15 protein-coding genes are annotated in these 14,293 nt (G+C 58.1%); 6 read left to right on the top strand and 9 right to left on the bottom strand.

What is annotated here, in order from left to right; genetic code table 11:
- The first annotated feature begins 8 nt into the window (after positions 1-8).
- The 6 genes from fldA to BUC04_RS19550 all read left to right on the top strand — a co-directional run bounded on the left by fldA (position 9) and on the right by BUC04_RS19550 (position 5,812).
- Complete coding sequence (fldA, locus tag BUC04_RS19575) at positions 9-533, top strand: flavodoxin FldA (RefSeq protein WP_067665950.1); 525 nt, start codon at positions 9-11, stop codon at positions 531-533.
- A 224-nt stretch (positions 534-757) separates the two neighbouring features.
- A complete protein-coding gene (locus tag BUC04_RS19570; RefSeq protein WP_067665953.1) occupies positions 758-1,972 on the top strand; it encodes a pyridoxal phosphate-dependent aminotransferase in 1,215 nt (404 codons plus the stop codon).
- Between the two features lie 9 nt (positions 1,973-1,981).
- Complete coding sequence (gene yfbR, locus BUC04_RS19565) at positions 1,982-2,584, top strand: 5'-deoxynucleotidase (RefSeq protein ID WP_067665956.1); 603 nt, start codon at positions 1,982-1,984, stop codon at positions 2,582-2,584.
- A 56-nt stretch (positions 2,585-2,640) separates the two neighbouring features.
- Positions 2,641-3,972: an anti-phage deoxyguanosine triphosphatase gene (locus BUC04_RS19560; protein WP_067665959.1), complete on the top strand. Its 1,332-nt coding sequence runs from the start codon at positions 2,641-2,643 to the stop codon at positions 3,970-3,972.
- Positions 3,973-4,029: 57 nt separating this feature from the next.
- The gene (locus BUC04_RS19555) at positions 4,030-5,418 is read left to right on the top strand and encodes a DUF4397 domain-containing protein (RefSeq protein WP_067665962.1); all 1,389 of its coding nucleotides are present in this window, start codon (positions 4,030-4,032) and stop codon (positions 5,416-5,418) included.
- A 163-nt stretch (positions 5,419-5,581) separates the two neighbouring features.
- Entirely contained in the window at positions 5,582-5,812 is a 231-nt protein-coding gene (locus BUC04_RS19550; protein ID WP_143165803.1) for a hypothetical protein, read from the top strand.
- Between the two features lie 29 nt (positions 5,813-5,841).
- Here the strand turns inward: BUC04_RS19550 and BUC04_RS19545 are convergent, their stop codons facing one another.
- The 9 genes from BUC04_RS19545 to BUC04_RS19505 all read right to left on the bottom strand — a co-directional run bounded on the left by BUC04_RS19545 (position 5,842) and on the right by BUC04_RS19505 (position 13,122).
- Positions 5,842-6,468 carry a YchE family NAAT transporter gene (locus BUC04_RS19545; RefSeq protein WP_067665967.1) on the bottom strand — a complete coding sequence of 209 codons (627 nt, stop codon included), beginning with the start codon at positions 6,466-6,468 and terminating at the stop codon, positions 5,842-5,844.
- Between the two features lie 220 nt (positions 6,469-6,688).
- A complete protein-coding gene (locus tag BUC04_RS19540) occupies positions 6,689-7,852 on the bottom strand; it encodes a dicarboxylate/amino acid:cation symporter (protein ID WP_067665969.1) in 1,164 nt (387 codons plus the stop codon).
- A 164-nt stretch (positions 7,853-8,016) separates the two neighbouring features.
- A complete protein-coding gene (locus BUC04_RS19535; RefSeq protein ID WP_067665971.1) occupies positions 8,017-8,370 on the bottom strand; it encodes a TM2 domain-containing protein in 354 nt (117 codons plus the stop codon).
- Between the two features lie 129 nt (positions 8,371-8,499).
- The gene (gene pstB, locus BUC04_RS19530; protein WP_067665973.1) at positions 8,500-9,249 is read right to left on the bottom strand and encodes a phosphate ABC transporter ATP-binding protein PstB; all 750 of its coding nucleotides are present in this window, start codon (positions 9,247-9,249) and stop codon (positions 8,500-8,502) included.
- Positions 9,250-9,271: 22 nt separating this feature from the next.
- Positions 9,272-10,117: a phosphate ABC transporter permease PstA gene (gene pstA, locus BUC04_RS19525; RefSeq protein WP_067665975.1), complete on the bottom strand. Its 846-nt coding sequence runs from the start codon at positions 10,115-10,117 to the stop codon at positions 9,272-9,274.
- Between the two features lie 2 nt (positions 10,118-10,119).
- On the bottom strand, positions 10,120-11,034 hold the full coding sequence (gene pstC, locus BUC04_RS19520) for a phosphate ABC transporter permease subunit PstC (protein ID WP_067665976.1): 915 nt from the start codon (positions 11,032-11,034) through the stop codon (positions 10,120-10,122).
- A gap of 95 nt (positions 11,035-11,129) precedes the next feature.
- Entirely contained in the window at positions 11,130-11,945 is an 816-nt protein-coding gene (locus BUC04_RS19515) for a phosphate ABC transporter substrate-binding protein (protein ID WP_067665978.1), read from the bottom strand.
- A 220-nt stretch (positions 11,946-12,165) separates the two neighbouring features.
- Entirely contained in the window at positions 12,166-12,468 is a 303-nt protein-coding gene (locus BUC04_RS19510) for a hypothetical protein (protein WP_143165802.1), read from the bottom strand.
- An 81-nt stretch (positions 12,469-12,549) separates the two neighbouring features.
- Positions 12,550-13,122 carry a glutathione S-transferase family protein gene (locus BUC04_RS19505; RefSeq protein WP_067665983.1) on the bottom strand — a complete coding sequence of 191 codons (573 nt, stop codon included), beginning with the start codon at positions 13,120-13,122 and terminating at the stop codon, positions 12,550-12,552.
- Between the last annotated feature and the right edge of the window lie 1,171 nt (positions 13,123-14,293).

Raw genomic sequence — 14,293 nt, 5'->3', positions numbered from 1 at the left:
GTAAGCGAATGGCAAGCGTAGGTCTGTTCTTTGGCAGCGACACCGGCAACACCGAAGCCGTAGCCAAAATGATCCAGAAGAAACTTGGACAACTGGTCGACGTCAAGGACATCGCCAAGAGCAGTAAAGAGGAGATCGCCGAATTCAGTCTGCTGCTGTTCGGTATCCCCACTTGGTATTACGGCGAAGCCCAGTGCGACTGGGATGACTTCTTCCCCGAGCTGGAGCAACTGGACTTCACCGACAAGCTGGTGGCCATCTTCGGTTGTGGCGACCAAGAGGACTACGCCGAGTACTTCCTCGACGCCATGGGCCAGCTGGGTGACATCGTGCAGGAGCGCGGTGCCATCATCGTTGGCCACACCAGCACCGAAGGGTTTGAATTTGAAGCCTCCAAGGCACTGGTAGACGACAACACCTTTATCGGTCTGGGCATCGACGAAGACCGTCAGCCGGAGCTGACCGAGCAGCGCGTAGACGCCTGGGTTAAGCAGATTTACGAAGAGATGTGCCTGGCCGAGCTGGAGGGCTAAACGCCCACCGCATCGTCGCTGAAAAAGGACCCATATCGGGTCCTTTTTTGTTACCCGCTTCTCCTCGTTCGACTCCCCCCACCAAAGCCACCCCCAAACCCGAATCAAACCCCGCTTAAGGGCCGGTTTGTTGCGGCTTTGACGCCAACTCCCCCTTCCCTGTTTCCTTACTTTTCGCTATGTTGCAAAGTCCCCTTTGCCCTTTTATCGCCGTAAGGACAACCATGCACCCAATCAATAAATCCAACAAACTCAACTCCGTGTGTTACGACATTCGTGGGCCGGTCGCCCGGGAAGCGAAACGGCTGGAGGAGGAGGGACATCGGGTGCTCAAACTCAACATCGGCAACCCCGCGCCGTTTGGCTTCGAGGCACCGGAGGAGATCATCCGCGATGTGATCCACAACCTGCCGGAAAGCCAGGGCTACTGCGAGTCCCACGGCCTGTTCTCCGCCCGTAAAGCGGTGATGCAGCACTACCAACCCCACGGCATCCGTGACGTCGATGTGGACGACATCTACATCGGCAACGGCGTCTCTGAGCTTATCGTGATGGCGATGCAGGGCCTGCTCAACAACGGCGATGAGATCCTGGTACCGGCGCCGGACTACCCGCTGTGGACCGCCGCCGTGCACCTAGGGGGTGGCACCGCACGGCACTACCTGTGCGACGAAGAAGCGGACTGGATGCCGGATCTGGACGACATCCGCCGCAAGATCACCCCGCAAACCCGTGGCTTGGTGATCATCAACCCCAACAACCCCACCGGCGCCGTCTACAGCAAAGAGATGCTGCTGGAGCTGCTTCAGATCGCCCGCGAGCACAACCTCATCGTGTTCTCCGACGAGATCTACGACAAGGTGCTGTACGATGAGGCCGAGCACATCCCCACCGCTTCCCTGGCGGAGGATCTGTTCATCATCACCTTCAACGGCTTGTCCAAGGCCTACCGTGCCGCCGGTTTTCGCTCCGGCTGGATGATGCTTTCCGGCGATCGCAGTCGGGCCCACAACTACATCGAAGGGCTGGAGATGCTCGCCTCCATGCGGCTGTGCGCCAATGTGCCGATGCAGCACGCCATCCAGACCGCCTTGGGGGGCTACCAAAGCATCAACGAGCTGCTGCTGCCCACCGGACGTCTGTGCCAGCAGCGTGATCTGGTGGTGGAGCGACTCAACGCCATCGACGGGGTCAGCTGCAAGCAGCCCAAGGGGGCGATGTACGCCTTCCCCAAGCTGGACGTCAAACGCTTCAACCTGGTGGATGACGAGAAACTGGTGCTGGACCTGTTGATGCAGGAAAAAATCCTGCTGGTCCAGGGCACCGCCTTCAACTGGCCCGAACCGGACCACCTGCGCATCGTGTTCCTACCCCACCTTGAGGATCTGGACCGCGCCATGGACAAGTTCGAGCACTTCCTTCACCGCTACCGTCAGTAGGAGACACCCATGGCTACCCCCTCCAGCACCTTCCTCGCCTGGCTGTTCCGGATGCCGCTGATCCGGCGCTGGAGCCTGATGCACTGCGTCAAACCGGAGAACGTGGCAGAGCACAGCCATCAGGTGGCCATCGTTGCCCACCTGTTAGCGGTGATCGCCAACCGCCTGTATGGCGGTAACTACAATCCGGACCGGGCGGCCACCCTGGCACTCTATCACGAGTGTTCGGAGACCCGACTGGGCGACATTGTCAGCCCGGTTAAGTACTCCAACCCTCAGATCACCAAAGAGTTTAAGGAGCTGGAAGCGGCGGCAGAGCAGCAATGCCTCGCCAGTCTGCCGAAGGAGCTGCAACAGGACTTCGCCGAGCTGCTGATCCAGTCCCGGGTGGACCCCGAATACGCTCGGCTGGTGAAGGCTGCGGACGTGATCTGTGCCTACCTCAAGGCAAAAGAGGAGCTGGCCCATCACAACCACGAATTCGAACACGTGGTCGAGAAGCTGGATCCCAAGCTGGCTGAGCTGCGCCAGCTGCCCGAGGTGGCCTACTTCCTTGATGTGTTCATGGCCTCCTGTGGTGCCACCCTGGACAGCCTGGCCAAGCCCACTTGACCACACCGGTGTTGCTGAACCACACTGAAGTTAAGTAACTGAATTTTGAGGCAGTTATGAAAGAAGAACAGGATCTGTGGCAGCAACGCCCCTACCAGGAAAACAAGCACCGCAGTGCCGATCAGCGCAGCCCGTATCAGCGCGATAAGGCCCGGGTGCTGCACTCCGCCGCCTTTCGACGGCTGCAGTCCAAGACCCAGGTGCTTGGCGTCGGTATGAACGACTTCTACCGTACCCGCCTGACCCACTCCATCGAAGCGGCGCAGATCGGAACCGGTCTCAATGCCCAACTGAGGCAAAAATACCCGCAGCTCGCCTCGGTGCTGGATGATCACCTGATCGAAGCCCTCTGCCTGGCCCACGACATCGGCCACCCCCCGTTCGGTCACGGCGGTGAGGTGGCGCTGAACTACATGATGCGTGAGCACGGGGGTTTTGAAGGCAATGGCCAGACCTTCCGCATCCTGACCCGGCTGGAGCCCTACACCCAAACGGCGGGCATGAACCTCAGCCGTCGCACCCTGCTGGGCGTACTCAAATACCCGGTCTGCCACCGTCAGGTTGCCGAGGCGACGCCCCCTGCACCGGTCGCCTCCTATCGTCAGCTCAAAGCCCAGGACTGGGTGCCCGCCAAGGCGATCTACGACGACGACAAAGAGGCACTGGAGTGGGTACTAACCCCACTGGCGGCTGAAGCGCGCCAAGCCTTCCAGGCCAGCGAGCCCGGCGAACCCCACCGCCGTCCGCTGCACTGCTCACTGGACTGCTCCATCATGGAGCTGGCTGATGACATCGCCTATTCAGTGCATGACCTGGAGGACGCCATCGTGCTGGGGATTGTCCATCGCGACACCTGGCAGGCGGAGGTGGTTAGCCCGCTGACCCAGCAGGAAAGCCCCTTTACCCCGGCGCAACTGAGTCAGCTTAGCGACGACCTGTTCTGCCGCCATCACTATCGACGCAAGGACGCCATCGGAACCCTGGTCAACGCCCTGATCACCTCGGTGGAGCTAACGGACAACTTGGAACATCCGGACCCGCTGTTTGGTTTTCGTGCTCGCCTGGCTCCCCGACATCAAGGCTTGTTGCAGGTACTCAAGCAGTTCGTGTTCCGCAATGTGATCCGTAAGCCCGAGGTGCAACTGCTGGAGTACAAGGGTCAGCAAGTGGTGATGGAACTGTTCGAAGCCTTCAGCTCCGATCCGGAGCGTTTACTGCCGCTGGATACCCAGTCACGCTGGCAGCAGCAGGTGCACCAGGGCCAGCATGGCAGCCGGGTTATCGCCGATTTCATCTCCGGCATGACCGACGACTTTGCCGCCCGTTTGCACAACAACCTGTTTGGTATGACAAAAGGCAATTTGTTCGAATTACAATCACGTTTGTGATCCAAGGTTTTTTTTCCTGCGTTCTGTTCAACGCGAACAAAACGACGGAGAAGACCGATGAAACCTTTCGCCAAATATGGTGTGGCTATTTTAGCCGCGCTCGCCCTGACCGCTTGTGACGACGATGACGATGACATCGTCGTCACGCCCCCGCCGCCGACTGCCCCCATTGAATCCGGCTACGTCCGCGTACTGCACGCCTCACCGGATGCGCCGCTGGTCAACGTACTGGTCAACGATGCTGTCGCACTGGAATCGGTGGACTACGCCGCAGGTTCTGGCTTTGTAGAGCTGGAACCGGCAGCCTACACCTTTGCGGTCGATGCACTGTTGCCCGGCGACATGACCGCCCGGGTTATCGAAGTGCCGGACGTGTTGATCGAATCGGAGATGGAATACTCGGTCATTGCCGTTGGTAAGGTCGCAGACGAGACCTTGCAGCCGCTGCTGCTCAGCCGTCCCCGCGCTGAGTTTGGTGAAGGCAACATCCGCCTGCAGATCCTGCATGCCAGCCCTGACGCGCCGGCGGTAGACATCTACCTGACCGAGCCGATGGCCGACATCGCTATGATGGATCCGGCCCTGGCCGCCGTGGAGTTCACGCAAAACAGCGACCTGATCGAAGTCGCCGCTGGGGACTACCAGGCCCGCGTTACCGTGGCGGGTACCAAAGACGTTGTGTATGACACCGGCACCTTGAGCCTGGCAGCAGGCACTGATCTGCTTCTGGCCGCGGTGACCAACACTGTCACCGGCGAAGCGCCCATTGCCCTGGTGGCCTGGTCTGCCGAAGGCACTATGTCGATCCCCGACATGAACGCCGGCGCTGAACTGCGTGTGGTGCACGCCTCACCGGACGCTCCCAACGTGAACGTGTTAGCTAATGGCATGACTGCGTTGACCGATGTGCCCTACACCGGTTTCAGTGATTACCTGAACGTGCCGGCCGGCGACTACCAGATTCAGGTAGAACCGACTGAAGCCCCGGGAACCTTCGTGATTGATGCCATGATCACCGCCGAGCAGGACATGGCCTACACCGTGCTGGCCATCAACAACGTGGCCGAGATCGCCCCTTGGGTGGTCGTTGACGAAAATCGTCGCCGTATCGCCACCGAGGCGGGCCTGCGCTTGTTCCACGCCTCACCCACCGCCGGCCCGGTCGACATCTACCTGGGCACCGACATGGACATCAGTGACGAAGAGCCGGCCTTCACCGGCGTCCCCATCGGCATGGAAACTGGCCGTCTGTCCCTGGCTGCTGGCGATTACGTGGTCACCGTGACCCCTACTGGCACCAAGGACGCCGCCATCGGTCCGCTGATGGTGACGCTGGAAGCGAACATGCTTTACACCGCCATCGCCCGCGATGAGGTGGGAGGCGGCCTGCCTCTGGGTCTGATCCTGATGGACGACTTCGTGCCGGAACCGGCTCCGGCTGAATAAACACCAACACAGACTGAAAATGGCGCCCACAGGCGCCATTTTTATGTCTGAATTGTCTTTTCCCAGCACAGTCTGCCGTATTTCAGTCACTGCCGCCTGCACCGGCATTTCCCTGTAAAGAGTATGTATATTAAAGGTAACAAGACAACAGGGAGTAGCAGCCATGGAATCTCGGCTATTGATTGTCATGTTGGTTATGGTGGCCGGTAACCTCTACTGGTGGTATCGATACCGCCATACCGAAGCCAACCGCAATATAGACGGCCGCGAGCGGGAGGAGCAGCTGGCGGAGCTGCAGGATCATTGGGTTCAATTCACCTGCGTCGCCATCATCATCATCATGGTGTTGGCACCATTGGCCCACGCCATTCTTCAATCCGGTTTAGCCGGATAAAGAAACGCGACCATCACGGCCGCGTTGTTTTACACCCCTGGGAATAAGCCCTTTATCCCCGCAGAGATCACCTCGATGCCGATGGAGAGCATCAACAGACCCATGATACGGGTAATAATGTTGATCCCGGTCTGCCCCAATACCTTAAAGATGACCGAAGCCATTCGGAAGATCGCCCAGCTCATTAGACCAAACACCAGGACCGCTGCAGCCATACCCAGGATATTCACCCAGCTGTTGTACTCAGCGGCATACACGATCACCGAACTGATCGCGCCAGGACCGGCCATCAGCGGCAAGGCCAAAGGCACCACGGCCACCGACTCCATCGCCGCCGCTTCCCGGTCTTCCGCCTTGTTGTGCTTTACCTCACCGAGCTTGCCCTGCAGCATCGACATGGCGATAAACACGATCAGGGTGCCACCGGCGACACGGAAGGCTGACAGGGAGATGCTGAACATATCCAGGATCAGCTGGCCTGCGATCAGGGTAACCAGCAGGATCACCACCACCGCGAAATTGGCAATGGCTGCGGTGCGACGACGCTCCACCTCACTTTGGTGACTGGTGAGGGTCACGAACACCGGCAGCAGGCCGATGGGGTTAACGATCGCCACCAGGCCCAGGAAAAATTGAAGGTAAAGAGTCAGGTCCACTGCACAGTTGCCTCAGCATTAGGGGTCAAAAAATTCAGGCGTACTTTACGGCAATTCACCGGCCCGGAATAATGAATTTTTTCCCGCGCCTGAACCGGGTAAAGATTAGATATCCTAATGCTTGAACACGGCATGTGAACGGGATCACGGCTCAAGTATAGTGCCTGAACGAAAAACGGCCTGCAGATGGCAGGCCGTTGATTCATTGAGCTTTCTCTTATCAGGCTTTGGCCTGAGCGACCTCGGCAGCTTCCGCCTTATCGACCCAGATGGAGAGCGCGCCATCGCAGGTAATGTTACAGGCAGTACCAAAGCTGTCCTGCGCCATGTACAGAGCGATCATCAGCGCCACCGCCGCTTCACCAAAGCCCAGCATCGCGGTCAGCAGACCCAGCGCCGCCATCACCGCACCACCCGGTGCACCCGGTGCCGCGATCATCACCACGCCCAGCATCATGATAAAGGGCAGCATCTCCAGCAGACCCGGGATCGCCAGGTCCGGCATCATCTGCATCACTGCGATGGAGCAAGTGGTCAGGGTGATGGTGGAACCCGCCAGGTGGATAGAGGCAAACAGCGGGATGGAGAAGTTGGCCACCTCCGGCGTCACGCCGTTGGCTTTAGCCTGGCGCAGGGTGACCGGAATGGTGGCGGCACTGGACATGGTACCCAGGGCGGTCACGTAAGCCGGCAGCATGGTACGGATCAGCGCCCAGGGCGAGCGACCGCTGCGCAGGCCGGTAACGATGTAGAGCACGCTGATGTAGAGCCAGTGCATCAGGATCGCCATCACCAGCACCACACCGAAGGTCTTCAGGGTTTCGAACACCGAGCCATCGGCACCAAAGCCCGCGAACACACCAGCGATGTAGAACGGCAGCATCGGGATGATCACCTTGGCCAGCAGCGCATCGATGATCCCTTTACCCTCGTCCACCACCTTCTTCAGGCTGGAGGCGCCGGTAACGGAGATCCCCAGGCCAAAGATAAAGGCGGCCGCCAGAGCGCTCATCACCCCAAACAGCGCCGGTACCTCGATCACCACGAAGGGGGTCAGGCTGCTGCCCGCGACCTCTTGCAGCGGACGCGACTCCACCAGCATCGGAACCAGGCTGGACGCCACCAGGTACGCCAGGATCCCCGCGGTCAGGGTGGAGCCGTAAGCAATGGAGACGGTCCGGCCCAGCAACTTGCCGCCATTGGCCTGCAGGTTAGCAATGCCCGAGGCGATGAAGAACAGGATGATCAAGGGAATCACGAAGCCAATCAGCTGGCCAAGGGCCATCTTCACGGTGAGCATCAGTCGCACCAGGGCATCCGGTGCATACAGGCCAATCAGCAGGCCCGCCAAGATCCCGGCCAGCAGCCGAAGAATCAGTTTCATAACAGTTTCCTTCTTAGAGTGCATTGTTTTTATTAGAACTTATGCCAGAAGGATACTACTCAATTCCACTGCCCATCACCACCGTTTACCGAGCATTAACGCACAAAACAAGATAGAAACCATTCATTCTCGTTGTGCATCAACAACATCGCAGTAACAGGGGTTCAACCCCCGATGTTGGCGGCCTTCTGTTGCGGCAGACACCAGCGACGATAGAACTCCTCAGGGCTCATTCGAGACACACGAAGACCCTCCCAGACTCCCAGCAGGGTAGGCACCAGGCTCCAGCACAGCGCCAGGTACAGCGCTCCCCGGGCACGGTTCCCCAGGTAGAATTGGTGCACGCCAAAGGTGCCCAGGTAGATCCCCAGGCGGCTGGCGCGACGCTGACTACGCAGGGACAGTTTGGGCTCGACACCCGCCAAGGCATCCAGCCCTTGCCCGGCGCCGCATTGCGGACAGACCATCAGGGTGGGTTGAAGGGCGCTGCGGCATTGATCGCATTGAGATAGGGCCATGGTGTTATTCCTCTACTTGTTTCGCCGCAGTTTAGCGTACAGCTGTACGCCGGATCGTAGAGGCAGGTCACAACCTTTTCTTTAGGCACAAAAAAAGCGCCCCGAAGGGCGCTTTGACTTGCGGGTGGGTTAACCGAAGTCCCCGGTAATGTAACCGTGGGTACGTTTGTCTTGGGGTGCAGTAAAGATCTGCTCGGTGTCGCCGTGCTCAACCAGTTCACCCATCAGGAAGAAGGCGGTCTTGTCGGCGATACGACGGGCCTGGGCCATGGAGTGGGTCACGATGACCACGGTGAACTCCTTGCGCAGATCTTCCATCAGCTCTTCAATGCGAGCGGTGGCGATGGGATCCAGTGCAGAGGTCGGCTCATCCATCAGGATCACGTCGGGCTTCATAGCGATGGTACGGGCGATACACAGACGCTGCTGCTGACCACCGGACAGGCCAAACGCGTGGCTGTGCAGGCGGTCTTTCACCTCATCCCACAGGGCGGCGCCGCGCAGGGCGTCTTCCACGATCTTGTCCAGGGTCTTCTTGTCTTTTACGCCCTGGGCCTTCTGACCGTAAGCGACGTTCTCGTAGATGCTCATCGGGAACGGGTTGGGCTTCTGGAATACCATGCCGCAGCGCATGCGCAGCTTACGCACGTCCACGTCGGCGTAGATGTCCGCACCGTCCATCTTGACGCTGCCGTCAATGCGAACACCGGCGATCAGGTCGTTCATGCGGTTCAGCACGCGCAGCAGGGTGGACTTACCGCAGCCTGACGGGCCGATGAAAGCGGTCACCTGCTTCTGCGGGATCGCCAGTTGAATGGATTTCAGCGCTTGGTTGTCGCCGTAGTACAGGTCCAGGTCTTTAATTTCAAAAGTGTTCATTGTCATTTACCGCAAAAGTCTTTTAGTAGGTCGCTTTACTGAATTTCTTGGAGATCAGTTTGGTCAGCAGGTTAATACCCAGTACGACCAATACCAGCACGGTGGCGGTGGCAAACGCCATGTCCCAATCGTGCTGCGTGTACAGTTCAGTGGTCAGCATGTAGAGGTGCACCGTCAGGGTTCGGCCAGAGTCGAATACCGACTCCGGGATCCGCGCCACCATGCCCGCAGTCAGGAATACCGGGGCAGATTCGCCCACGATACGACCGATGGACAGGATCAGTGAGGTCACGATCCCGGGCATAGCGGCCGGCAGGATCACCCGCCAGATGGTGTACAGACGCGAGGCACCCAGACCAAAGGAGGCTTCACGGTAGGACAAAGGAACAGCAATGATCGCCTCTTCGGTGGTACGAATAATCACCGGGAGGATCAGGATTGCCAGGGTCAGGCCACCGGAGAGCACGGAGAATCCCAGCCCCAGGGCAACCACAAAGAAGGTCATACCAAACAGGCCATATACGATGGACGGGATACCCGCCAGGGCCTCGGTACAGAAACGGATCAGCTTGACCAGCTTGCTACCGGGCTTGGCGTATTCCGTCAGGTAGATAGCGGTCATGATGCCGATCGGCGCGGCAATGGCGATGGACAGCAGCACGATGTAAACCGTGGCCACGATCATCGGCCAGATCCCCTCCTCATCACCGGTACGGGTGTAGTTGTCGGTGATGAAGCTCCAGTCTACGAAGGCCAGGCCGTTGCTGACGATGTAGAACAGGATCCAGACCAGAAAGCCCATGGTCAGGACAGCGGCGGACCAGATCACGCCGGTCAACAATTTGTCTTTATTGTCGTTGGTCAACATGATTATTTGGCCTTCTCACGGTTCAGGTACATCAGGGTGCCGTTAAGCAGCATCACAAACACCAGCAGCACAACACCACTCGCGTACAGCGCACTGGCGTGAACACCGGTGGCGTAGGACATCTCCAGGGCGATGTTGGCAGTCAGGGTACGGGCGGAATCGAGAATGCCCTGCGGCATCGCCGGGGTGTTACCCATCACCATAATGATGGCCATGGTCTCACCCACGGCACGTGCGATACCCAGGATCACGCCGGTCAAGATGCCGGAGCGTGCAGCGGGAACCAGAACATTGAAGATGGTGTAGATCTTGGAGGCACCCAGCGCCAGAGAGCCCTCTTTGTACTGACGCGGCACGGCGCGCAGTGAGGTCTCGGATACCGCAATCACGGTCGGCAGAATCATTACCGCCAACACCACGGCACCGGCCAGGATGGTGGCACCGGAAGGCACACCGAAGACGTCTTCAATCAGCGGCACAATCACCACCAGACCGAAGAAGCCGTAAACAACCGACGGGATACCCGCCAACAGCTCGATGGCCGGACGCATTACCTTAACCAATCGCTCTGGGGCGATTTCAGCCAGGAAGATGGCGGTCAGGACACCTACCGGTACGCCGATAACAACCGCAACAGCGGTGGCCATCAGGGAGCCAGCAATCATCGGCGCGATGCCGTACAGCGCCGGCGGCAGCCAGTTCATACCGAACACCATGCCGGTAACACCCGCTTCCTGGAAGGAGGCTGCGCTCTCTTTCACCAGGAAGAAGCCGATGATGATCACTGACGCAACGCCAATGAATGCACTTAGCAGAAACAGAGCATGAAACGCGTGCTCGACGAAATCGCGGCGCTTGGAGCTGGCCAATGCCGCCTTTGTCTCTTGCGCTTGAAGTGCTGCGTTAACTTCAGACATAAAACTTTAACAACCCTATAAAACCCGCAAACAGGCTGCAGCACCCCTGCCGCAGCCCGCTGTAAACCGAATCGGTTTAGAAGACAGTGTATGCCTTACTTGGCCGGTACGTAGCCCTTCTTGGCAACGATGTCCTGACCTTCTTCGGACAGAATCCAGTCGATGAAATCCTTAGCGTACTGAGGAGTCTTCGGACCGGTCATAACTACGAAGGAACGTGCTACCGGGTAGCTGCCGTTCTGAACGTTAGCAACCAGAGCATCAACACCGTTTACGTCCAGCGCCTTAACGCTGCTGTCTACGGTGCCCAGGGAGATGTAACCGATGGCGCGCGGGTTCTGACCAGAAGTGGTCTTAACCATGCCGTTGCCGTTGGCAACTTGGGCGCGCGGGGAGATGGCGGAAACCTTCATACCGTTGATGGTTTGCTTCAGAGACAGAACGTCTTCGAAACCAGCGCGAGTACCAGAAGCGGAGTCACGGGTAACGGCAACGATCGGGGCGTTCTCGCCGCCAACTTCGCTCCAGTTAGTGATCTCAGCGCGGTAGATACCAGCAACTTGCTCAGTGGTCAGGTTCTCGACCTTGTTGCTCGGGTGAACAACGATGGCGATACCGTCGTTGGCGATAACGATGCGCTCAACGCCCGCTTCTACTTCGCTGTCAGCAACAGTACGGGAAGCCATACCGATGTGAGAGGTACCTTGGTTAGCTGCACGGATACCGGCAGAAGAACCCGGGCCCTGAACTTCTACGAAGTTACCGGTCTTGTTGGTGTAAGTCTCAGCCAGAACTTCCATCAGGCTGGTCATGGAGTTAGAACCAGATACAGTGATGGTTTCGCCAGCAACGGCGCTGGAAGCGGTGAACATAGACATCAGCGCCAGAGCGCCAGCAGCAAATTTTTTCATGGTAAAAACCCTGTTTTCCTTGTTTGGCCGCACTTCTTGGCGGCGAGTGCATTAGGCCAAACTTAGATGACAGTTTTATTTCATTACGGTGCCAGTTATGTGTCACCGAAATCTGTATGGGTTTCAACCAGATTTTGCAGTTAACGGGGTGTTTTTTGTGCTTTACTGCCCTGCCGGAAGCACAAACCGGGCAGGTCAATTATGACAGTTTGACTGGGGCTCAGCCCGGTTGCCGTACCACCATACGATCCAGATCGCTGAGAGTGATTTTGACACCCTCTACGGTGACAAAGGCCCGCTCAGCCAGGTCTTTCCTTTTCACCTGGTAAACCTGTGTTTCACCTTGCTGATTAGTCACTGAGACCTCCAGCACCTGGTGCTGCTGAAGCAGTCCGTAGCCACCATAGGCGACTACCGCTGCCAGCAGTGCCCCCGCTACCAGGGGCACCCAGCGGTGATTTTCCCTGGGTTGCTCCACCTGCACGCCGGCCATGCCAGCACGCCGACGGGAAAACCAAACCACGGAGGCCACAATCAAAAGGGTAAATAGGATTTTCGTTAGCATGATGACATTGTTGTGAAGCACCAGAGGGCCAGTATACCCCTAGGGCAGAAACAGGTCCGGCTGTGGGCTCACATCCTGGAGGCGCCGGCGTAAGCTTTGCTCTTCGCTCTCAACCCGTTTTTGCCAGTATTTCAGCAAGTTTCTGGTTTCCCCAGACCAGTGTGGCGACAGACCCGCTTTCAGCAGGCACTGACGCAAACAGAGGTCAGCCAGGCTATAGCCCTTACCAATCAGATAGGAAGAACGCTGTAAGCTGGTTTGAATCGCGTGTTCGAGGGTTACGGCGTCACCGGCTGCCGGGCCAGCCCCATAGATTGCAAACAGCGCCTCCACCCATTGAATGCTCTGCGCACGCAAACCGGGCTCCTCCGGCAACAAAGGCAGGGATTCGGTCAGGGTATCCAACAGTATCAGCGCTGCAACTGGGCTGGAGACAGGCGTTCCCTGGTAACGCAGAATGGGCAGTTCACCGAGCGGGGAGTGCCCCTGCCCTATCTCAGTCTGCTCCATATAGGCCTGCTCCAAATAGGCCACACCGGTGAGCTCACACACTCTGGAGAGGATGCAGTAACTCAGCTGACTCTCCTTGCCATAAAGAACCAAAGGCAGCATGAAACCTCCTAAAGCACCATTGACCTAACTTCACCTTGAAGCAGATAACCAACCCAGTAAAGCCTAATTCCCCCTCCCCCATGGGCAAGATCAAGAGAACGCTGATCTTCCATCATCAAACAAAGCCGAACCAACCTGCAGCATCGCAAGCTGGCGAGGTGGAGCCAAGGATGGCGACAGGAGGGAGCTCACATGGAAGTGTTGTTAGTGCAGAACTATCAAACTCCTAAGAACCGTCCACTCTTCGAACTCCAGAAATGCAAAAAGGCTCTGTCTTGCGACAGAGCCTTTTGACTCATAGATGGCGGGCGAAGCGGAACCGAAGCGCAGCTTCGCAGTTCGCTGAGGTGGAGGCAGGGTGAGAGCGACCGTCGCGAAGCGACGCAGTGCTCGAACGCGGAGACAGGAGTCGCAGCCGGACTTTGAAGGAGGCCATGGATGGCCGTATGAAAAGCCGACAGGGCACCGCCACATGGAGGTGTTGTTGGTAATACACCAAGTGCGAACCTCATCAGCAACGCAGGCCCGAAGCGGCTGCCATGGCCGAACCAAGACCAAAGCGAAGCTTTGCAGCTTGGTGAGGTGGAGGCATGGAAGCCGACAGGAGGGAAACACCAGGGAGGGGTTGATACTTCAAGAGGTGGCAGTGAGCTCCATCGCGTTGCTGGTGCCAAACCAACACGAACCACTGAACCGTCCACTCCAACTCAATAGTCTTTAAACGCAAAAAAACCTGAGTCTTCCGACTCAGGCTTTATGCAAATAATGGCGGGCGAAGCGGAACCGAAGCGCAGCTTCGCAGTTCGCTGAGGTGGAGGCAGGACGCCGACAGGGCACCGCCACATGGAGGTGATGTTGGTAATACACCAAGTGCGAACCTCATCAGCAACGCAGCGCTTGAGCGCGAGGCAGGACGCCGAGCGGAGGGGTGCACCAGGGGCGAAGCGAAACCGAAGCGCAGCTTCGCAGTTCGCTCAGGTGGAGCCAAGGATGGCGACAGGAGGGATCTCACATGGAAGTGTTGTTAGTGCAGAACTATCAAACTCCTAAGAACCGTCCACTCTTCGAACTCCAGAAATGCAAAAAGGCTCTGTCTTTCGACAGAGCCTTTTTGACTTATAGATGGCGGAGTGGACGGGACTCGAACCCGCGACCCCCGGCGTGACAGGCC

Source organism: Ferrimonas marina, from assembly GCF_900129905.1.
Classification (GTDB): Bacteria; Pseudomonadota; Gammaproteobacteria; order Enterobacterales; family Shewanellaceae; genus Ferrimonas; species Ferrimonas marina.
This window is presented reverse-complemented; position numbering and strand designations above follow the sequence as displayed.